Below are 20,717 nucleotides of genomic sequence, written 5' to 3'. Positions count from 1 at the left end.
AAGAGATGCACTTTCTTCATGTAAATGGCCCTTATATTGAAAAAGAGGCTAAATAATAGTTAGGGTTAAATTAGAAATATAAAACTTCAAAACCTTCCTTTTCTAATGTTGAATAGGCGGAAGGTTTTGAAGATTATTTGTGGTTTTTATGCATACATATAGTTCATTCATATCGTTAACAGCTGCATAAAAGACATCCTTTACATCGAAAATATTTTTTCTTTCTAATTCCTCATAAAGCCATGATTCATTTAAATTTCTTGAGTGCAGGACTTTTTCATATATCTCTCCATCAATAACAACTGGTACATCAATGCCCTTATTAAAAATATTCGGTTGAGGATGAATATGTTCGACTCGTGCAGCTTCCTTTTCAGGATACATTTTAACAGATAGATTTCCATTTGCTTCAACTATAGCTAATTCAACATCCTTTACATTGAAAATTTGATGTTCTCTTAACATCTGTAAAATGGTATCAATCGAATATTGTATTTTTTTCATTTTGTTCACTAAAAATTGTCCTTGATAAATGACAATTGTAGGTTCAAATGTTAACAAACGGCCTATTTTACGATTTTTGATTTTCCAGGTTGCAATTAATTTCTGCAGTAAAGCTATTGCAATAATGGCAATCGCTGTATATATATGATTAATCTTTGGGTCTGCAATATCAGCACCAACTACTGCACCCAAGGTTAAAATGACTAAAAAATCAAATACCGGCAATTCACCTATGGAGCGTTTTCCCATATAAAGTGTTGCAAATAGTGCTAGTGGCAAAATGGTAACAATTCGTCCTAGGACTTTTAATATTTGAAATGCATATTCCATAATATCACCTCATATAGGGAACTTTACATTTTAATATGACACAGATAATTATTAATTATTTACATGTCATCTATTATAGGGCGCTATAGTTGAACAAGCACCTATAGGATCATTAACCGAAGATCCTTTTCCTTTTCGATAACAGTCAATTAAGTTTAAAGGAAAATTAAAAATTAAAGGATTCTTCAACTGGCTCTGAAGCAAAACAACAATGAAGAGAGAGATTTTATTTGAATTTTGACTCTTGACCCTTCATCTTGACACTTACCTATTAGTAAGTTACTATTGGGGCATGGAAAACAGAAAAAAACAGATTGTAGACTTAGCCATTAAATTGATCCAGCAAAAAGGGTATGTAGCCTTCAGCTATGATGACATTTCTAAACAGCTTGGGGTGACCAAAGCAAGTATTCACTATCACTTCGAGAAGAAGGAGGATTTAGGAGTCGCAGTTACAGAACGTATTTTATTGAGACTTCAGGAATCTTTGATGTTAATTAAAAATTCGCCGGTGTCCGCTGAAGAGAAGCTGAAGCAGTTCATTGAACAGCAAGCTCAAAGATTCGAGTGTAATGAAATTTGTCCGATTTCTTCGCTGCAGACGGATTATGAATCTTTGCCTTCTGCTGTACAAGAAAAGATTGAGGAAGTCAGCAGACTGGAACTCAAGGTAATGAAAGAATTAGTAGCGGAGGCACAAACGGCAAATATCATAAATAGCTCTGAAGATGCCCATCAGTTAGCGGTAACGATATTATCAAGTGTTAAGGGAGCATTATTATACAGACGTGTTCTGGGTGATGAGGTATTAGTCGAAGTACTAAATCAGTTAAATCGTTTCTTAACAAAACCGTAGTAACGGTTTTTTTAAAGAGAAATACTTACCTTCTAGTAAGTAAAAAATATGCTTCATTTTTATAGGTTGGTTTTTGACAAAGGGGGTGACTGTAATTGATAAAGATACTAATTTTCGCAGGAACACTAGCTTTCCTTCTCTCTGGCTGCAGCCAGCTCGATCGATATAAGGATAAAGTTAAGCAGCTAACAGACAAAATCCCTTTACTGCAAGAGGAGAAAAGTTTGGAGGGCAATTCGGAGAAAGAAGCTGTTCCCGACGGAAGTGAAGTAGATAAAGAAGGTGCTTCACAGAATGAAGGCACGGAAAGCAAAAACGAAATGTCTGCCGAAAAGGATCCCCTTTCATTGGAAGCTTCCTATTTCAATGAAGTTAAAGTGGTCAATGACCGTAATGTCATTCAGAATCCCGAGAATGTACTGGTTCTTGTGAATAAACAATTCAGTCTCCCAGAAAGCTATGAACCGCTGCAATTGGTGATTCCTGAAGTTGCCTTTTCATTTGGAAAATTAGATGTGGAAAAAAGCTATATGCGCCAGGATGCTGCCAAGGCTCTGGAAACTCTTTTTGCAGAAGCATTAAAGGAAGGAGCAGAGCTGTTTGCCGTTTCCGGCTACCGCTCTTATGCGCGGCAGTCTCAAGTGTTTGAAGCAGAGGTGAAAAGAGCTGGGAAAGAAAAAGCTGTCCAAGCTGTTGCGATTCCAGGCAGCAGTGAACATCAGACAGGCCTATCGATGGATATCTCAAGCAGAAGCGCCAATTTGGAACTATCAGAGAAATTTGGAGAAACAAACGAAGGAAAGTGGCTGGCTGAAAATGCACACCGCTACGGCTTTATTCTCCGATATCCCAAAGGAAAGGAAACCATCACTGGATACCAATATGAACCCTGGCATTTCCGCTATGTCGGTTCCGAGGCTGCAAAAGTAATTTATGAAAAGAAATGGACATTGGAAGAATACTTCAATATCGTAAAGAAAATATGAGATGTATTTCTATGTTTATAAAAACACTTTTGCTGGATTTAAAAAATGAAACTTACCTTCTAGTAAGTAATATATTATTGAAAGTGGGGATTGCCACAGTGAAAAGAATGCTATTGGTTTCTCTTTTGATGTCGTGCGGGGCTACCTTTATTACCCCGTTATTCCCTCTGTATAGTGAGGCTTACCGGCTGAACAGTCTGCAAATCACGATCTTGTTTGCCATTTATGCTGCATTCTTGCTGCCGACTTTGTTTATTGCGGGAGAAAAAGGCAGCACGTGGGGATTAAAAAGGGTTGTTCGCATCAGTATATGGATCTCCATCGCATCTACCTTATTCTTCATGGCTGGCAATCATTCCTGGATGCTCTATGTCGCCAGGTCATTGGAAGGAATCGCATACGGAGCCTTTACAGGTACAGCTGCTGCTTTTCTAATGAAGCAAACATCTCCGAGCCAAATAGGTGCAGCTCTCAAATTATCAGGTGTTACGATTCTCATTGGTTTCGGTCTGGGACCAGCTATCGCGGGTTTGATCGTGCAATATATACATTACCTGCCACTCTACCTGCCATTTTGGATTCTGCTCATCCTGCTTATCATCTCACTAATCGTGCTGGAATCTATTCCGAAAGATGCTGTTTCCAATGAACAAAAACGTGTAAAAACGAAGATATCGCTTGGTGTGCCAGACAATATTCGTTCTCCATTTTTCTCAATGGCCGGATTGCCTATCTTCACAGTTTTCACAATTCAAGGAATCGCGTTTGCTCTTATTCCTAATTTCGTAAAGAATGTCATTCATACGTCCAACCTTGCTGTTTCCGGGTTAATCATTTTCGTGCTTCTCAGTGGAGCAGCCTTGGCTCAGTTGATTCCTTGGCCGGGTCACCCTATTACACGTATGAGATTCGGCATTCTGCTTCTTGCAATAGGGTCATGGGTTATTGTTTCTTCCGGGTTAACATCAAGCTTGCCGCTGCTCTGGACAGGCATTTTCATCCAGTCTATGGGGGGCGGATGGACCTTTCAAATCGCCCTGCGGCTTGCCGGACAGTTACCGGAACCAAAAGAACGGCCACGAGTCATTTCGGTTTTTTATTTGTGTGCATACTCAGGATTTATCGTTCCCGTGATTGGAGTCGGAGCGCTTACTCAATTTTTCAGTTTGAACCAGTCGCTGATTGTGCTGAACCTGTTTGCTGCATTAATTGTTATATATGTGCTGCTGTATTCCGTCAGATATAATCGCACTTATTCGGACATGATAAATCCCTAATCTATTACTAAGCTCTTCGAACCTAATCAAGAGTGCATTAAAATCCAGCTGCCGATTCGGCAGCTTTTTTTCTACTATTAAAAGGGAGTTTAGTTTGAGAAGAGTGCTTACATAATAATAAGTGTGATTCTGAGCAATATTAATTGATATCTTCAGGCAGATGGCAATTAGTTTGCTGCTCTTTATAAGGGGATTACAGGAAGAGAACACCTATAAGAAACATGGTAAGGGGCTTGAATAGTATGGCGACATCTATAGAAATGCTATTATGGAGTATTGCACTTCCTGGTTTTGGGCAATTTTTAAATGGGAAACTGATAAAGGGAATGGTTATTGTATTTTTAGAGTTCCTTATAAATGTACAAGCGAATTTCAACGGGGTCATTATTTCAAGTTTTCATGGAGATATTGAGAAGGCAATAGCAGAAACCGATTATTTGTGGCTGATGTTTTACCCTTGTTTGTATTTCTTTGCTATGTGGGATTCCTTTAAAGATGCGGGAGGAGGGAAAAAAAGCTATTCTTTTCTTCCGTTTGTGTCTTCAGCTTACTTTGTTACAGTGGGGTGTATATATTCCTCTACCTTTAAGCTTTTTGGGGTATTATTAGGGCCTATTTGGCTTCCGATATTGTGTGTAATACCAGGTGTCAGTGTGGGTGTTATTTTAATGAAGATAATAAGGAAAAAACACATGGAACCATTTTAAGCAGGGCAGCCATCTTATTGTTAAGCGCTTTAATAATAGGCAATGTAAGATGACTATTTAATGAATAATTACCATTTTCTATTACAAACTAAGAAAAGAAAATAAATTGTGGAGGGGCCTTTTAGATGAATTTAAACGAACTAGGCTTTCTTTGGTACTTACACGCAAGTTCAAATATGGTTAATGTTTTTTTGGGAAATCTGATTGAAACTGCTGAAGATACTGATTTGAAGGATGTTTTAACTGAGATTAAAGCACTTTCATCATTCCAGGAACAAGAGGCTTTGCAGTTCTTATCTGATAATGGATTAAATGTTACACCGTTTTTTAGTGAAAATGATTTACATAGCCCCTCAGAAAAGATATTTTCTGATCAATTAATGATAGAAATAATTAAGCATATAACCAGTAATGGACTGGGTATCCTTTCTTTTCAATATACAGACTTAACCGTCCCAAAGGTTAAGAATTTCTTTAAAGAAATACTCAATAAGTTAATTCAAATTGACATTTCTATTTTAAATTTGCTGGAGCACAAAGGTTTACTGCAAAACAGGTCTTTTTCATACACAAATGCTGAAGACAGAGAAAGCAAGTTATTTAAAGTGGCATCAACCCAGCAGAGGCCGCTTAATGCTGTTGAATTAGCAAGTATGTTTGGTTCATTTCAATGTAATAATGTTGGTTTAGCTCTATGCACTGCTTTTTCGGATGCTGCCAAGGATGAAGATACAAAGAGCTTTTTGCAGGATGGGATTAAATTGTCCTATCATCAAGTGGATGTTTTATCCCAAATATATAGAGAAAACGGAGTCCCAACAACCACCGGTTTAGAGGCTCACGTTCATAAGGTGAATAAATCCCCATTTTCAGATAAACTAATGGCTAACTTAATCATGTTCTTAAATCCCATCGGAATCGGCAATCTGCAAACTGCTGTGGTTTCCAGTTATAAAAAAAGTCACGTGAAAACACTAAAGGAATTAATTGATCAGGTGGAAGGCTATTCAGAGAAAGGGTTTAAGTTATTGGTAAGGAAAGACTGGCTTAATGAACCGCCGGTAACCAACAGGTCTATTGATAGTTAATAATTAGAGTCAAACACCCTAAAACATTCCCGGAAAATTATTAAAACGGGAAGGAGAACAAAAAGCCGATTTCATGATTATAGGAAAATCGGCTTCTCAAAACTCATCATTTTGTTGTTGGGTATTAGAAGTATTTATTGAATGAATTCAGTTAACCTCCTATAAGAAAGAACATCGCCATTTGTCATGTGATGAAAGGTCTGGCGGTTTACTATCTCTTCACTGATAGTCCGTAAGTATGTTAGGGTGGCTCTGAATGGGACGGATCCACAGCTAAGCCTTTCAATTCCTATCTCAGATAACTCCGATATAGAAGGCATCTCTGGGTCAACCAATAAGTTGATCGGACATGAAATTTCTTCTCTTATCATCTTAATAATCTTCCTATCAGTTAAGCCAGGAATGAAAATGCAATCTGCCCCTGCATCTTGATAGGCTTTTCCCCGCTTTACAGCTTCCTGTAAACGAGTTGAAGAATCCCCAATATTTAACCAATATAGATCTGTTCGTGCATTGATAAATAACGGCATATTTCTGGATTCCGAAAGCTCTTTGATAGCTGCTATTTTTTCCACTTGTGATGAAGTTTCAAATATAGGCCGTTTAGGATCACCTGTACCGTCCTCCAGATTTATCCCGATAGCCCCAGCAGAAACTACTGCTTTTACGGTCTCTAAAACCTCTTCAACCGTCTGTCCATAACCTGCCTCAATGTCTGCGCTCACAGGAACTTTTACTGATTTGGCGATGTTTTCAATCGTTTCAACCATTTTTCTAAGCGGTATACTTTGCCCATCCAAATACCCCAAAGATGCAGCAATGCCTGCACTTGTTGTTCCAATTGCTTTAAAGCCGCATTCTTCAAACATTTTTGCACTGATTACATCCCATGCGTTTGGCAGAACAAAGGTGGATGATTGCTGATGTAAGCGGCGAAAGGTTTCTGCCTTTAATGATTGTTCTTTGGTCCTCATAAAATTAAGCTCCTTTTCCTGATTTGGATTAAGTTTCTTTTTGCTTCATTTCTATTATAAGAGCTAAATAATTCGATTATCATCGAAATATGGAATGCATATTGTTTTCTCAAATGAAGCCACAGTGGATGCCATCTTAATGACGATAATCGGAGGATTAGAAACCCTGGATGGTGCCTTTGCAGGAGCGGGAATCATCGAATTCTTAAAGAACTAGCGATGACGAAGTAGAGAGGGCTGCTTAGTAAAAGACCTTCCCATTTGAAGGTTTTTTATCTTTTTACCACAATTATTTTCGCTAATAATGATTCCTTCAGGCTTTTCTTGAATTGAATCATGCTATAGATTTGTAATAGAGCTATCTATATAGTAATTAAATTTCTTTTTTATCTAATTCTTCCTCATTTGCACTGAACCTCGCACTTTCGATTGAATAGAATATGGGCAGATAGTGTGTGCGCATTTAATTCCTCAATGGAAATTTATTCTTTGGGAAGTGAAGATCATGCAAATTTTTTATACAGTACGTTCAGGTGATACGCTGTACGGGATTTCCAGGAGATGGGAAATCCCGGCCGATTCCCTTATTGCGGCAAATAATTTGAAGCCCCCTTACACGATTTATATAGGTCAGCAGCTGTCCGTTCCACCTGGGGTTGATGCTGTGCGTGTTAGGCAAGGAGATTCAGTGTATCGAATTTCACAATTTTACAAAGTTCCTCCTATAGTTATCATAGAGGCGAATCAGCTTCAGCCACCCTATGTCATTCAGGCCGGTCAATTATTAAAGGTTCCGCCAGGTGTTCCATATTATAACGTCCAGCAAGGGGATACACTTTATCGGCTTGCGATTCGTTTTAATGTCATTACGAATGGGGAGCCAAATACTGAGCTTATTCGGATTGTAAACCAGCTTCCATCCTCACAGCTATTTCCCGGAATGAAGTTAAGGATTCCATACGCCCCTCCTGGTGGCCAAGGCCTGATTGCCTATACTGCTGATCGAGGAGGGCAATATGATATTTGGTTATATAATCCCCGGACAGGAGAGAACGTGCAGCTCACCAGTGGATTGGGTGACTCTTTTTCAAGTCCAGAATGGTCAGCCAATAGCAGGAGAATTGCGTTTATTGGAAAGAACAGAATTATATATGTTGTGGATGTTGCATCTGGTGCGATCGCTCAAATCGACCAGATGGAAGAAGGTGTTGAATTCAAATTGGATTGGTCGCCTGACAGCAGCCAAATTGCTTATACGAAGCAAGGTCGCATTATCATGTACAACGTTCTGTCTCATCAAGCGCAAAGCATTCAACAGCCTGACTCAACAGATGTTCAATGGTTTCCGAATGGCAGGGAACTGTTATTCCAGGCACCGGATGCATCAGGAATTAGTCAGCTTTACCGAATTCAAACCGACGGAACTGGGAAACAGCAAATTACACGTAACACAGGAGGGCGGCTTAATAATGCCCAGCTATCACCCAACGGAAGCTTTGTTCTTTATACAACACCAGGTGTCAGCATCTCCATTATTCACACCATCGAGCTTTCAACAGGCAATGTGGTTGAAGTAAAAGGCGGGCCCCTTGCAAAAAATTATTATCCGACATGGTCACCTGATTCTTTGAAAATTGCCTATAGCTCTACCGCCTTTGAAGATCGCGGGTATTTTTCACAAGTTCGAACGGTGGGGAGGCGAGGAGAAGAGGATCGAATTTGGGCTATTTCCAATTGTTTTGCATCGCCTGTCACGTGGTCAACAGACGGAACAAAAATAGCCTATCTTAGTGGATGCAAGGAACAGGAATTTGCAAGTGAATTGTGGGCTATCGACCTCCGTCACCCCGTCCCGATACGGCTAATTGCAGGAGTTAACATTCAGTCACTTCAATGGTCTCCAACTGCCATATTGGATGGCACCCAAAAGAACACATATACGAACACTGCCTACAAGATTCGTTTCCAATATCCGTCAAACTGGCGAAAAGTGAACGAGGAAAGATACGAAGGTGCTGACGGCTTTTTTCAAATATCAGCGATTTCAGCAGGTGAAAACTTAGATGAGGTGTGCCATGGAGAAGCTTTCCATCCATTAAGGCCCTATGGATCCATGCCAAGCATCTTGAAGTCTCGAATTCAAAACCAGGAAGCCTGCTACATTTTTCCCTCTGCGGACCAGCCAGCAGAAATGCTGAATCAATCAGCTTTAATCGTAAGGTATCCAACTCCCATTACAATCCAAGGAGAAACCTACAATTACTTCATTTTATGGGCAGATCAACCTCATTTAAAGGAGATAGCTTTAAGTTTAATCTTTTTATAAACATGTGGGCCTGTCCTTCGGTTCGTTGGAGTATTAACGTACTGTAGAGGCTAGGCTCTTTTTTTGTTCCTATTGATGGCAGCTGCCCTAAAAGACTTATACCATTTTGAAAGATGGACCATTATCCTCGGGTTCTTATATATAGTGGCGCTGCTTGGATTTTCTTCTGGTTTAACAGAATTTATTAATATGGTCATTTGATAAAAGGGGAGGAAGGAGAAGTAGAAAAGGGAAATAGAAAGGGCTGCTTAGGATAGCCCTTTATCTAGAAACTAAGAAAAACGCCCGGCCATCTCCGAGCGTTTTCCTCTTTCACCTTTATAGCGGCGGATTCGTGACACCTAAATTAACCCAATCTTCTTTTGGCGGACCATAAACTCCAAATGGCTTTAATCCTGCCTGACGGATGAGAATGGTTAATTGTCCACGATGATGCACAATGTGTTTGATTAATCCCATCAAAATTTGAGCATTGGTTTCTTCTCTTCCAAATGCATTCTGTGTCTGGCTCAATGAGTCATCTGTCCATTGCTGATTAATGGCCAGAGCTGCTTCCTCACTCAGCTTTTTAAATGTATCCGCAATTTCTTTTGCCGAAGCGGGGACATTTTCTTCATTTTCAGCCTTTTCCATTTTTAACCCGAAATGAGCTAAATAATCTGGAATACTTGCTGTTAAATGCCAGGCAATTCGCCCTAAGGTGCGTCCTTCTGGATAGACTTGCTGCTGTAAAGAGTCATCTGTTAATCCGTCCAAAACCTTTTGCGTCAGCACTGCCTCTCTATTCCACTCATTAATATAGTCTGAAATGGTTACGTACATCATTCATTCCTCCGTTCGTTGGATATTATAGGTAAATTATAAAACATTTGTTCGTGTTTTTCAAGCTTAGGTAATTTGGGAGAAATTAAAAGAGCTAAGCGACCATAAATGATAAGATTCGCTACAAAAAATTCATATTTCATTCGACAATATTCGCGCGAAACGGAGGAGTGAATTCTATATAGTTGAAAGTGTTCCTGATACATAATAGATGCGGTGTCAAAGCTGGCACCTTTTAATAGAAGTGAGGTGTAGGGATGAGGACTTTAAAGATAAAAGACTTAACCCTGGACGAGCTGGAATTGCTTGAACAGGATCTTCACGAAAACGGGGAAAAAAGCGATTACGGCTATTACAAGCAGCTGGTGATCGTCTATGAAACCATGTATAAAAAGCTAAAAAGTTTAGCGAGAAATAATGGACCACAATATGAACATTCCCTTCAGCATACTAAAAATGTTTTTGTATCCCATCTTATTAAATTCGGTCCCTACATAAAAATGAATCACTTCAAGGATGACGGTGATGCTGTAGAGTCGCTGATCAGGGCCATCGGTTTAGAGCAAAAACTTCCGATTGCCTATTATCGTCTTGGTTTTCTGGCTTATAAACATGGCAAGTATGGATCAGCAGTACGCTATTTTCAGCAAGCCCTGAACAAGCAGCTGCTGAATGATCCAAGATACGCCCTTAATCAGCAGCAGGAATTCCATGCCCATATGTATTTGGCCAACAGTGCTTTATACGTTGCCAACCAGACTTATGAAACGATGGAAAAACTCCCATATTTGCCGGAGGAGCAGCTACCGAATCCAGAGCTGTCGCCATTATTTGAAACATTGGCAACGAATGAAAAATACTTACAGAACCACGCTTTCTACAAAATCTCTAAAAATAATACCGGAACATGTTCAAAGGAAGCATGTGAAGACCTCTACGAAAATAGTGAATCTAATGAACTGGTCCTGTACTTTAATGACCGCGAAAATATTCTCTTATTTAATGGGGAGGAAGTCATTATCACCCCAACCCAGGCCAATATGTTCAGACATTTCCTGCTCTCATCCAGCAAGGATAATCCATGCACGAGAATCAATATGCGTGATTTTTATGGAAGGACTGGCAGTGATGGAGAGGTGAAGAAGAACACCTTTATCAATTCTATAGAAAGACTGAGAGTAACTCTAAGATCAATAGATATACCAGAGATTATTGATGTTACTCAGTACAGGGGGGAGACTGCTTATTATTTTAATGAATCGGTTCCTTTTACTGTTTTGTTTAGGGTGGATGAGGCTTATGGGAATGAATATGTGAGCTGATACATGGCAGTCATCGTCCTTTTGGAATTTTAATTCCTTCAATAATGGAGCAAAGTGTATAATCTGTGAGAAGCTGCTCAAAGTGAGCAGCTTCTTTTTGTATATTGGGTAAGACTTGGGTGCAGGCATCCGTGTACAATGTCTTAATGCAATTTTGTAAAGTGTCTTGTCCAAATGTTTTGCATCATAATATTAAACTATTTAATTGATACATTTCTTTGCAGAGAGAGATATATATAATTTTAAACACTTAATGAATATTCAGAATTTTCCAGAGGTTTTTCTCGTTTCGAATCGAATGATATATATTATCCTGCAATTTTGTAATGACTGATAAACTTTCCTGCTAATTAGGAGGAATTAATGTACGAGGAGGATGTGAATGGGTAAATCAATCCTTTTTGAAATTCAAGAAGAAGTGAACTTAGTAGCAGAAGCCATTAAATCTGTTTTGTCTTTAGAAGTGATTATCTATGATAAAAATAAAGTTGTTGTTACGGCCACAGGTGGGGGCACGCATGCAGTTGTGGGTGAGCCAGTTCGAGGGCATATCATCGCAGAAGTCTTAAAAACAAATCAGCCTGTTTACAATTTAGAGCCAGGTTTTCATGACGTATGTAAAAGCTGTATCCTTCATCAAAATTGCCCTGAAAAATCAGATGTTTCATATCCATTAACACATGAGGGCGAAATTGTCGGGGTTATCAGTTTAACGGCATTCTCTGAAAAACAAAAAAATGAATTTAAAGAGAAGCATCGTATTTTATCAAATTATCTCGGGAAAATGGCAGATTTAATCAGCAGCAAAATAAATGGAACATCACTTTTAAAGAAATATTTATCAACCTCACAAATGCTGCAAGTGACGATCCAATCCATGTACGAGGGAATCATTGCTGTTGATCAGAAAGGGTACATTTTAGAGATGAATCGTTCTGCAGAAAAAATACTAAATATAAAAAAACACAATGTATTATCTTTGAATATTTCAGAAGTTATTCAAAATCTCCCGATTACAAAGGTATTTTCAACTGGACAAGGATACTCCGATAAAGAATGTTCTCTTGTTGTGAATGGAAAAATGATTCAAGTCATTATCAGTGCTAACCCTTTGATCCATAACAGCCAAATTATTGGATGTGCGATTACGCTCAAAGATTTAGCTGAAGTTCAAAAGTTTGCCTATTCTATAACATCAGAGGTAGATGATTCTACATTCGATATTATTGTGGGAAAAAGCCCTGCTATATTGCAGACAAAGGCTGCAGCCAAAAAAGTTGCGGCAACAGATTCTACAGTCATCTTTTTGGGGGAGAGCGGAACAGGGAAGGAGCTTTTTGCCAGAGCGCTTCATCAAGAAAGCAAAAGAGTAAATAAACCATTTCGGGCCATTAATTGTGCAGCTATTCCTGAACATTTACTGGAAAGTGAATTGTTTGGCTATAGCGAGGGTGCGTTTACGGGTGCAAGGAAAAACGGTAAGCCTGGAAAATTTGAAATGGCACAAGGAGGCACCATTTTTCTGGACGAAATAGGTGATATGCCATTGCATTTACAAGTGAAGCTGTTAAGAGTGTTAGAGGAAAGAAAAATCGAACGAATTGGTTCTAATAACTCAATAGATATCGATATTAGGGTCGTTGCAGCAACCCATAAAAACTTAGAAAAAATGGTAGCTGATGGGGAATTTCGGCAGGATTTATTTTTTAGGCTAAGTGTCATTCCGCTTCATATTCCTCCATTGAGGGAAAGAGATGGTGATATTCTCGTCCTTCTACAGCATTTTGTACAGCACTATGACAAAATTACTGAAAAAAAAGTGAGAGGTTTCACTCCTGATGCGGAGAATATGCTATGTTCGTACAACTGGCCCGGTAATATACGTGAACTTCAAAATGCTGTGGAATATGCCATAAATATGGCAACTGATCACTGGATTAAAGTAGAAAACCTGCCTCCAAGAATCCGTGTACAAAATCACCTGAATGGTGATAAAGAAAATATTACTCTAGCAGAAATGGAAGAAAGAATGATAATGGATGTATTAAAGAGATATAGTGATACATTGAATGGAAAAAAACAAGCAGCAGATGAACTTGGTATAAATGTAGCAACCCTATACAGGAAAATTAATAAATACGAGCTTAATCGCAAAATGCAATTATAGTTCGCAAATTGCGATTACGTTAAAAACATAGTAGATTTGTCTTTTCTTTATAATCTGGACAGATCTTCTATGTTTTTTTTGCAATTTGCGAACAATGGATCATGATGATGTTTTCAATAATATAGAAGTTGTCCTGTATATCCCTTATATACAGGGGGGGTTAATGAAAAATATAGAAAATTCATAACTTGGCACGGTACTTGCAGTCTAACTAGTTGTAGTAAAAATACGAGGGGGAGTGCAATGAAAATCATAAATAAAATGTTTATGATGAAGTCCGTGCAGACTTTATTGAAGACATGTCTAAATGTAAAGCCTGGAGAAAACCTATTGATTCTAACGGATACAAATACGACAGAAATTGGAGAGGTTTTCGCACTTGCTGGTGAAGGGATGGGAGCAGAGGTTGTTATGACAATCATGAATCCCACCACAAGGCATGGCGATGAACCGCCAAGAATCATTGCAGAAGCAATGAAAGCAGCTGATGCGATCGTTGCTCCGACGACTTTTTCTATTAATCATTCAACTGCCAGAAAAGAAGCAAGTAATGCAGGTGCAAGATTAATATTTATGCCCGATGCAAATGAAGAGGTTTTCTTAGATGGTTCGCTGGATATCGATTATTTTGCACAAAAGAAAATAATCGATAAAGTATCCGCCATTCTAGAAGAAGGAGAACGATTGAGCATCACAACCCATTTAGGTACAGAGCTGACCATGTCCATATCAGGTCGTCATGCCGTACCTCAAACTGGAATTTGTCATGAACCTGGAAGTATTTCACCCCCTCCTTGCATTGAAACAGCAGTGGCACCAATAGAAGGAACTACAGAAGGCATCATGTACATTGATGGGGCCATTGTGCCGGGAAGGGCTTGTGAAGATCCAGTTAAAGTCGTCTTTAGAGAAGGAAGAATCATTTCCATTGAAGGAAAAGAAGATGCTGAAATGCTTAAGCAAACGCTGGAAAGTTACAATCATCCCAATGTATATTGCGCAGTGGAAATGGGAATTGGCATGAACCCAAAGGCGAAAATTGGAAGAGGAGGCCAGCTGGAAGACGAGGCAGAGTTCGGAACGATGCATATTGGAATTGGCAATGGAATCACATTTGGAAGCAGTATCAGAGCCCCGGGGCATTGTGATTTAGTGATTCGAAAACCGACTATCAAAGTGGATGGGAAAATCCTTATGAAAGACGGAGAACTCTATATAGAGTAGGGGGAGGAGGTTTATTTGGGAGAAATAAGTCTAATTGGCGAATCGCTGGCCAGTTTCTTTACAGTTAAAATCATGCTTTTGTTTCTTTTTGGCACAGTTGCCGGAATGGCAGTAGGCGCACTTCCGGGTCTCACTACTACCATGGGAGTATCCTTGCTGATTTCATTTACCTGGGGGATGGAATGGATAGAAGCAATGGTTCTAATTGTTTCGGTTCATATAGGAGGAACCTATGGCGGGTCCACGCCAGCCATCTTCTTAAATATCCCAGGTACGCCTGCCTCAGCTGCGACTGCTATGGATGGTTATCCAATGGCTCAGCGAGGGGAGGGAGGACTGGCAAGAGGACTGGCAACCTTCCAATCCTTTTTAGGTACTATTCTGGCTGCTGTTTTATTTCTGATAGGGGCGCCGCTCCTGCTGGATTTAAGTATGAATTTCGGATCATGGGAGTATTTTCTACTAGCCATGTTTGGAATTATTCTCAGTGCAAACCTAACGGCTGCATCACTGTCGAAAGGGCTTATTTCCGGGATATTAGGATTAGCTTTAGCCACTGTAGGAATGGATAAGATCACAGGCGCCCAGCGTTTTACTTTTGGAGAAAGTGCACTCATGGATGGTTTTAGTCTAATTGCAGTCTTAATCGGAGTATTCGGAATAGCTGAGGTAATCGACTCTATTATGCAGCTGAAGAAGCCTTTAAAAGCGGAGAAATTCCAATCTATTTTCCCCCCGTGGAAGATGTTAGTAAAGTTTTTGCCCGCCGGCGGAAGATCTTCAGTAATAGGAGCAGCGATAGGAGCGATACCGGGGGTTGGGGCTGATGTAGCTGCCTGGGTTTCCTACGATGTGGCCCGCCGGAGAAGCAAGAAGCCTGAGACTTTTGGCAAGGGAAATCCAGAAGGAATCGTTGCTGCAGAAACGGCGAATAACGCTTGTGTGCCAGGTACATATATACCGATGTTAATACTTGGTATCCCTGGTGATGCAGTCACGGCAGTTATTATAGGAGGGCTTTTGCTTCACGGATTGCAGCCGGGTCCGCTTTTACTGACACAAAATCCGGATATATTAAATCAGTTTTTTATCATTTTAACGATATCTGCTGCGTTTATGCTTGTGTTTGGATTATTTTTTTCTTATTTGTTTCAGAAAATTCTATCAGTTCCCAGAAGTATAGTTTTGCTGATTGTTACGGTATTTAGTGTGGTAGGGACATTTGCAGTTAACAACAGGCCATTTGATATTGGAATTATGTTTCTTTTTGGCATCATCGGTTTTCTTATGCGTAAAGTCGGGCTGGCTGCCCCTCCATTAGTGTTAGGATTGATCCTTGGTTTAATGGCGGAACAGAATTTCCGAAGAGCCATGGTGAGTGCGGATTATTCGTTCGGGCCATTCTTCACACGCCCAATTAGTCTTTTCTTGCTGGTCTGTATTGTATTTCTGCTGTTAAATCAAAATTCATTCCTGACAAAACGCTTAAAACATTTGTGGGGGAAAATAAAGCCTAAGGGGGCAAACTTATGAAACTAAAAATGATGTTTCTGACTCTATTTTCAGGGGTTCTGATATTAGGTGCCTGTTCTGGTAATCAATCAAATCAAAAGGCTTCTGGCAACAAGGAAGCAGAAGGTGCATACCCTTCAGAGCCAATAGAAATCATTGTTGGTTTTGGTGAGGGAGGCGGGACTGACACAATGGCCCGGACCCTGCAGCCAATCCTTCAGGAGGAATTAGGGGAATCCATTGCGGTGAGAAATATGCCTGGAGCCTCCAGTGCATTGGCCCTTGAATATGTTAACGAACAAGAGTCTGACGGACACACCATCCTATTTCAAACAGATCTGGTCCGTGTATTTCCAACAATGGGCATGACTGATTTAACATACAAGGATTTCGAGCAAATTGGAATTGGCGCAATGGGGATTGCTAATTTTACAGTTAAAGACAAATCTGACCTGAAAACCTTTGATGATGTGGTTCAGCTATTAAAAGATGGAAATGCGAAGGTTGGTGTAGCTGCGATTGGGGACCCCTGGCACCTCACTCTGGAGATAGTGAATAGTGTCGTGGGTGGAGATGCCGAAATTATTACGTATGATTCTGGTTCAAATGCTGCCATGGCTGCCATGAAAGGTGAGGTGGATTTTTCAATCAGCGGGGTTAACGAGGTAGTGGATCTGCTTCGGGCAGGGGATTTACGTTCACTGGCTGTTATGGATAATAAACCGTTTGAAGTGGATGACCTTGAATCAATCCCGCCCGTCACTGATTTTGTCTCTGATTTGCAAAAATATGTACCGGAAGGAACCTGGTGGGGGCCAGCTGTGAAGCGCGGAACACCTGAAGAAATCATTACTAAAATTAGAGAGGCATATAACAAGGCGATCAGCAGTGATGAATTTAAGGAATTTGCAAAGAAAAGGGCAATTGTCCTCACAGATATTGATGATAGTCAGGAATATACAAAAGAAATCACGGAAAAAACAAGCTGGCTGCTTTGGGATATTGGTGTGGGAAAACGGTCACCGGAAGAAGTAGGAATTAGCCGGCCAAAAGAGTGATGGAAAGGAGAAAAGATGCGGATAAATAAAGATTATCTTTTGGCGGGCATTGTTTTCGCGATTGGCCTCTTTTTTGTAATAGGCAGCTATAAATTCCCGCCAGGAGAACATTTTTTAAATTCATCTCGTTCATTTCCCATGCTGCTCGGCTATAGTTTGATAGGTCTATCAATCTGGCAGTTTGTCCAAGCGGTCAGAAAGAAAAAAGAGGAGGAAGAGGAAACAGGTTCTGCCTCTATTCAGGAAGTTAAAAGAGGGATACTATATCTGCTATTGACAGTTGTTTATGTCTTTCTGTTAATACCTTTTATAGGTTTTCTGTATTCTACTTTAATCTTTTTACTCATCGGCATGCTGTATTATAAGGAAGTTCGCTGGTATACGGCCACATTAGTATCTATAGGGATGATTGGATTCATTTATGTGGTGTTTGAAAAACTTATGTATATTCGATTACCTTGAAAAACGTAATTATTATTTACACTCCTAAATGATCCAATGATTCAATGAAAGATGAAGAGATAGGATATAAAGAGTTTGATTTAAAAGGAAATCAAATAATAGATATGGCGGTGATTTAAATGAGGATAAAGCAAACAATTGAAAAAGTGCCCGGAGGTCTGATGGTCATTCCGCTGATGCTTGGCGCTTTATTTAATACGATTGATCAGCTTCACATTCCATTTATAATGAATTTCCTTAAAAGCATAGGGGTATCGCCGGTTGAAGAAGGAATTTATGAGTTTATGAAAATCGGAGGATTCTCGGAAGCACTCTTTAAAACAGGAACGTTAACACTCATTGGCTTGTTCTTATTTTGTGCAGGCAGCCAGATGAATTTGCGAGTAGGCGGAAAGGCCTTAAAGAAAGGAATTCTATTAACAGGAAGCAAGTGTTTAACCGGGATTGCGATCGGTATTTTATTTGGGGTATTTTTTGACCCAATGAACGGTCTGCTTGGATTATCTACCCTGGCTATTATTGCTGCCATGACCAATGGAAATGAAGGAATGTATGCCGTTTTGACAGGGCAATACGGGAATCGGTCAGATGTTGGAGCCATTTCCGTATTAACTCTGAATGACGGTCCTTTTTTCACCATGCTGGCTTTGGGGATGGTTGGCGTTAATTTTCCTTTAATCGCATTCATAGCTGTCCTGCTTCCAATTGCTTTAGGAATGCTGTTGGGAAATCTGGATGAAGACATTCGGGAGTTTTTAAAGCCTGGTGAAACGCTGCTTGTACCATTCTTTGCTTTCTGTCTTGGAGCAGGAATGAATTTCATGAGTTTCTTTAATCCTGAAGCTGTTTGGGGAGGTTTGGCTCTCGGGTTTGCCACAGTCATTTTTACCGCATTAACCGGAATCCTGGTCTATAGGTTATTTGGAGAAAAAAGTACGATTGGCCCTGTTGCAGAAGCATCAACGGCAGGGAACGCAGTGGGAACACCTGCTGCAATCGCAGCGGCAGCATCAGTGGCAGCGGGTGCAGGTCTGATGACGGTGGAAAAGGCTCAAAGTTTTCAGGAAATTGCCAATTTAGCCACAATACAAATTTCCATTTCTACTATTACTACCTCGATATTATGCCCAATAGCCGTTATTTTATGGGATAAGTATCAAAGAAGCAAAGGCATAGATGGACGTCTGGAGGATATACCCAGGAAAAAAATAAAAATCTCTGCTGAGCTCGAACAGGAATCTTAGAAGGGTGATGAAAAGGTTGGAAAAAATTCATGCTGAAATATCCGATTTTATTTGCACCATTACCATTAAAAACCCGCCAATGAATATTTTGACGAAAGAGTTTCGGCAAGAGTTTGTTCCCTATATGGAGGAGCTTAAAACCTCCTCGGATGTCCGGGTTATTGTCCTTACTGGAGAAGGGGATCGGGCATTTTGTGCAGGAGCCGATTTAAACGAGGAAGGTGAGCTGACTCCTGAATCTGTCCGGCATTTCTTAGAGGAAGATTGCAGAATATACGATATTGTCAACGAAATGCCCCAGCCTGTGATTGCTGCAGTTAATGGCTATGCATTTGGCGGAGGGTTCGAGCTTGCCTTAGCCTGTGATATTCGCATCATGTCGGAACGTGCAAAGCTTTGTGCGGCAGGGGTAAAGGTTGGACTGGTTGTCGGACCAACCCGGTTAGTCAGGCTATTGGGTGAAGCATATGCCAAGGAAGTGATATTGACAGGCAGAACGATAACAGCTGAAGAAGCATTGCAAAGAGGGTTAGCGAGCAGGGTTGTATCCCCTGACAATTTATTAACAGAAGCGCATGAATGGGCACAGCTGATTGCTTCCCGTGCTCCAATCGCAGTAAGACATGCGAAGAACACGATTCAGAAAACCATGGATTTTGAGTGGCAGGAAGCAATGGAACAGGAACTGGATGCGTTTATTGAATGCCAGGATACATGGGATCACAAGCATGCGATTGAATCGTTCTTTAACAAAAAGCCGCCAGTATTTAAAGGGATATAGGTTTAAACTTTATAAAAATTGATGAATCAGGGAGTTGTTTTAAAAAATGAAAGAAGCACTAATGTACCCGGCCGCTACAGCACTCGTAAAAGTTCTGGCAGGTGTTAAGAGCGGAGAAAAAGTTGTCATCCTGACAGATTTTTTAACGGATGGAATCACAAAAGTTCTGGCATCTGTGGTCTGTTCACTCGACGCTGAACCCATCACGATCTCAATGCCGCCGAGGACAGGGCATGGAGATGCATTGCCGGATGCAGTCGCAGCGGCTATGAAGGAAGCCGATGTGATCATCGCACCGACAACCTATAACATTGCCCATACAAAAGCCCGCCATGATGCACAAAAGGCAGGAGCCCGAGTATTAATCTTGCCTGAAGCACATGAAGACATTTTATTAAGCAAGGTGCTGCGTGCTGACTTTGCTGCACTAAGACCTCAAGTTGAGAAACTGGCAGACATATTGACAGCTGGTGAATTTGTCCATATCACGACAGCCCTTGGCACAGATTTAAGATTTTCCATCAAAGGCAGGCCAGGCAGAGCCCTAACAGGGTTTGCAAACAGTACGGATGTTTCGGCAGCTCACTGCATCGAATCCAGCATTGCTCCGGTTGAAGGAACCGCTGAAGGAATTTTAGTGGTAGATGGGAGTATTCCAGGGGTGGGTCTAATGGAGACTCCAGTTGAAGTGGTATTTAAGGAAGGAAAGGCGGTTTCGATTACAGGAGGCAGAGAAGCGGAGCAATTCAGGAAAATACTAATGGAAAAGAATGATGACGAAGGGAATATCTATTTTGCCGGTGAGTTTGGCATTGGCATGAATCCAGAATGTGAATTGGAAAACAGCATGCTAAGTGATGAAGGGGTTTATGGAACGATCCACATTGCTTTAGGTACGAATGCATATATCGGGGGAACTGTGAAGGCCAAAGGGCATTACGATATGGTCGTAAAGGATCCGCGGGTCGAAATCGACGGCAAACTCATTCTGGATAATCAGGAACTCTATTTATTTGAAGATAAAGCCTTAAATAGACTTTGAGAGAGTGGAATCCATTTTAAAGAAGGAGATGGTTT

General features: G+C 40.3%; 19 protein-coding genes. 16 read left to right on the top strand and 3 right to left on the bottom strand.

What is annotated here, in order from left to right; translation table 11 throughout:
• Positions 1-102: 102 nt before the first annotated feature.
• Positions 103-834 (bottom strand): DUF421 domain-containing protein, encoded by a 732-nt coding sequence (locus IRB79_RS17450; RefSeq protein ID WP_243503702.1) that lies wholly within the window; start codon positions 832-834, stop codon positions 103-105.
• A gap of 292 nt (positions 835-1,126) precedes the next feature.
• Between IRB79_RS17450 and IRB79_RS17445 the strand changes: the two genes are divergently transcribed.
• From IRB79_RS17445 to IRB79_RS17425, 5 genes are all read left to right on the top strand, one after another.
• A complete protein-coding gene (locus IRB79_RS17445) occupies positions 1,127-1,690 on the top strand; it encodes a TetR/AcrR family transcriptional regulator (protein WP_243503701.1) in 564 nt (187 codons plus the stop codon).
• 95 nt (positions 1,691-1,785) lie between these two features.
• Positions 1,786-2,676, top strand: a complete 891-nt coding sequence (locus tag IRB79_RS17440) for a M15 family metallopeptidase (protein ID WP_243503700.1) — start codon at positions 1,786-1,788, stop codon at positions 2,674-2,676.
• Between the two features lie 11 nt (positions 2,677-2,687).
• Complete coding sequence (locus IRB79_RS17435) at positions 2,688-3,953, top strand: MFS transporter (RefSeq protein WP_243503699.1); 1,266 nt, start codon at positions 2,688-2,690, stop codon at positions 3,951-3,953.
• A gap of 242 nt (positions 3,954-4,195) precedes the next feature.
• The gene (locus IRB79_RS17430; protein ID WP_243503698.1) at positions 4,196-4,660 is read left to right on the top strand and encodes a hypothetical protein; all 465 of its coding nucleotides are present in this window, start codon (positions 4,196-4,198) and stop codon (positions 4,658-4,660) included.
• Positions 4,661-4,785: 125 nt separating this feature from the next.
• Positions 4,786-5,748 (top strand): DUF3231 family protein, encoded by a 963-nt coding sequence (locus IRB79_RS17425; RefSeq protein ID WP_243503697.1) that lies wholly within the window; start codon positions 4,786-4,788, stop codon positions 5,746-5,748.
• A 134-nt stretch (positions 5,749-5,882) separates the two neighbouring features.
• On the opposite strand, the gene IRB79_RS17420 is transcribed toward IRB79_RS17425, so the two are convergent.
• Complete coding sequence (locus tag IRB79_RS17420; protein WP_243503696.1) at positions 5,883-6,722, bottom strand: isocitrate lyase/PEP mutase family protein; 840 nt, start codon at positions 6,720-6,722, stop codon at positions 5,883-5,885.
• Positions 6,723-6,816: 94 nt separating this feature from the next.
• Between IRB79_RS17420 and IRB79_RS17415 the strand changes: the two genes are divergently transcribed.
• The gene (locus tag IRB79_RS17415; protein ID WP_430538225.1) at positions 6,817-6,939 is read left to right on the top strand and encodes a hypothetical protein; all 123 of its coding nucleotides are present in this window, start codon (positions 6,817-6,819) and stop codon (positions 6,937-6,939) included.
• 288 nt (positions 6,940-7,227) lie between these two features.
• A complete protein-coding gene (locus IRB79_RS17410; protein WP_243503695.1) occupies positions 7,228-9,048 on the top strand; it encodes a LysM peptidoglycan-binding domain-containing protein in 1,821 nt (606 codons plus the stop codon).
• A 318-nt stretch (positions 9,049-9,366) separates the two neighbouring features.
• Here IRB79_RS17410 and IRB79_RS17405 read toward each other — a convergent pair whose 3' ends face one another.
• Positions 9,367-9,870: a DinB family protein gene (locus IRB79_RS17405; protein WP_243509508.1), complete on the bottom strand. Its 504-nt coding sequence runs from the start codon at positions 9,868-9,870 to the stop codon at positions 9,367-9,369.
• A gap of 257 nt (positions 9,871-10,127) precedes the next feature.
• Between IRB79_RS17405 and IRB79_RS17400 the strand changes: the two genes are divergently transcribed.
• The 9 genes from IRB79_RS17400 to IRB79_RS17360 all read left to right on the top strand — a co-directional run bounded on the left by IRB79_RS17400 (position 10,128) and on the right by IRB79_RS17360 (position 20,682).
• Positions 10,128-11,192 (top strand): tetratricopeptide repeat protein, encoded by a 1,065-nt coding sequence (locus IRB79_RS17400; RefSeq protein ID WP_243503694.1) that lies wholly within the window; start codon positions 10,128-10,130, stop codon positions 11,190-11,192.
• Positions 11,193-11,574: 382 nt separating this feature from the next.
• The gene (locus tag IRB79_RS17395; RefSeq protein WP_243503693.1) at positions 11,575-13,359 is read left to right on the top strand and encodes a sigma-54-dependent Fis family transcriptional regulator; all 1,785 of its coding nucleotides are present in this window, start codon (positions 11,575-11,577) and stop codon (positions 13,357-13,359) included.
• A 243-nt stretch (positions 13,360-13,602) separates the two neighbouring features.
• A complete protein-coding gene (locus IRB79_RS17390) occupies positions 13,603-14,583 on the top strand; it encodes an aminopeptidase (protein ID WP_243503692.1) in 981 nt (326 codons plus the stop codon).
• Between the two features lie 15 nt (positions 14,584-14,598).
• Positions 14,599-16,116: a tripartite tricarboxylate transporter permease gene (locus tag IRB79_RS17385; protein ID WP_243503691.1), complete on the top strand. Its 1,518-nt coding sequence runs from the start codon at positions 14,599-14,601 to the stop codon at positions 16,114-16,116.
• Positions 16,113-17,153 (top strand): tripartite tricarboxylate transporter substrate binding protein, encoded by a 1,041-nt coding sequence (locus IRB79_RS17380; RefSeq protein ID WP_243503690.1) that lies wholly within the window; start codon positions 16,113-16,115, stop codon positions 17,151-17,153. The genes IRB79_RS17385 and IRB79_RS17380 overlap by 4 nt, the downstream gene beginning before the upstream one ends.
• Before the next feature lie 15 nt (positions 17,154-17,168).
• Positions 17,169-17,615 (top strand): tripartite tricarboxylate transporter TctB family protein, encoded by a 447-nt coding sequence (locus tag IRB79_RS17375; RefSeq protein ID WP_243503689.1) that lies wholly within the window; start codon positions 17,169-17,171, stop codon positions 17,613-17,615.
• A 119-nt stretch (positions 17,616-17,734) separates the two neighbouring features.
• The gene (locus IRB79_RS17370) at positions 17,735-18,859 is read left to right on the top strand and encodes a 2-keto-3-deoxygluconate permease (protein ID WP_243503688.1); all 1,125 of its coding nucleotides are present in this window, start codon (positions 17,735-17,737) and stop codon (positions 18,857-18,859) included.
• A 16-nt stretch (positions 18,860-18,875) separates the two neighbouring features.
• On the top strand, positions 18,876-19,640 hold the full coding sequence (locus IRB79_RS17365) for an enoyl-CoA hydratase/isomerase family protein (RefSeq protein ID WP_243503687.1): 765 nt from the start codon (positions 18,876-18,878) through the stop codon (positions 19,638-19,640).
• A gap of 46 nt (positions 19,641-19,686) precedes the next feature.
• Positions 19,687-20,682, top strand: coding sequence for an aminopeptidase (locus IRB79_RS17360; protein ID WP_243503685.1), 996 nt, complete (start codon positions 19,687-19,689; stop codon positions 20,680-20,682).
• Positions 20,683-20,717 lie beyond the last annotated feature (35 nt).

This window comes from Cytobacillus oceanisediminis, assembly GCF_022811925.1.
Lineage (GTDB): Bacteria > Bacillota > Bacilli > Bacillales > Cytobacillaceae > Cytobacillus > Cytobacillus oceanisediminis_D.
The sequence above is the reverse complement of the archived record's forward strand: the minus strand, read 5'-3'. Positions and strand labels throughout refer to the sequence as shown.

Bases quoted from the DNA above. Each gene is read 5' to 3' on its own strand.
- IRB79_RS17450 (WP_243503702.1), bottom strand. From the start codon at position 834: ATGGAATATGCATTTCAAATATTAAAAGTCCTAGGACGAATTGTTACC.
- IRB79_RS17445 (WP_243503701.1), top strand. From the start codon at position 1,127: ATGGAAAACAGAAAAAAACAGATTGTAGACTTAGCCATTAAATTGATC.
- IRB79_RS17435 (WP_243503699.1), top strand. From the start codon at position 2,688: ATGTTTATAAAAACACTTTTGCTGGATTTAAAAAATGAAACTTACCTT.
- IRB79_RS17430 (WP_243503698.1), top strand. From the start codon at position 4,196: ATGGCGACATCTATAGAAATGCTATTATGGAGTATTGCACTTCCTGGT.
- IRB79_RS17425 (WP_243503697.1), top strand. From the start codon at position 4,786: ATGAATTTAAACGAACTAGGCTTTCTTTGGTACTTACACGCAAGTTCA.
- IRB79_RS17420 (WP_243503696.1), bottom strand. From the start codon at position 6,722: ATGAGGACCAAAGAACAATCATTAAAGGCAGAAACCTTTCGCCGCTTA.
- IRB79_RS17415 (WP_430538225.1), top strand. From the start codon at position 6,817: ATGCATATTGTTTTCTCAAATGAAGCCACAGTGGATGCCATCTTAATG.
- IRB79_RS17410 (WP_243503695.1), top strand. From the start codon at position 7,228: ATGCAAATTTTTTATACAGTACGTTCAGGTGATACGCTGTACGGGATT.
- IRB79_RS17405 (WP_243509508.1), bottom strand. From the start codon at position 9,870: ATGTACGTAACCATTTCAGACTATATTAATGAGTGGAATAGAGAGGCA.
- IRB79_RS17400 (WP_243503694.1), top strand. From the start codon at position 10,128: ATGAGGACTTTAAAGATAAAAGACTTAACCCTGGACGAGCTGGAATTG.
- IRB79_RS17395 (WP_243503693.1), top strand. From the start codon at position 11,575: ATGGGTAAATCAATCCTTTTTGAAATTCAAGAAGAAGTGAACTTAGTA.
- IRB79_RS17390 (WP_243503692.1), top strand. From the start codon at position 13,603: ATGAAAATCATAAATAAAATGTTTATGATGAAGTCCGTGCAGACTTTA.
- IRB79_RS17380 (WP_243503690.1), top strand. From the start codon at position 16,113: ATGAAACTAAAAATGATGTTTCTGACTCTATTTTCAGGGGTTCTGATA.
- IRB79_RS17375 (WP_243503689.1), top strand. From the start codon at position 17,169: ATGCGGATAAATAAAGATTATCTTTTGGCGGGCATTGTTTTCGCGATT.
- IRB79_RS17370 (WP_243503688.1), top strand. From the start codon at position 17,735: ATGAGGATAAAGCAAACAATTGAAAAAGTGCCCGGAGGTCTGATGGTC.
- IRB79_RS17360 (WP_243503685.1), top strand. From the start codon at position 19,687: ATGAAAGAAGCACTAATGTACCCGGCCGCTACAGCACTCGTAAAAGTT.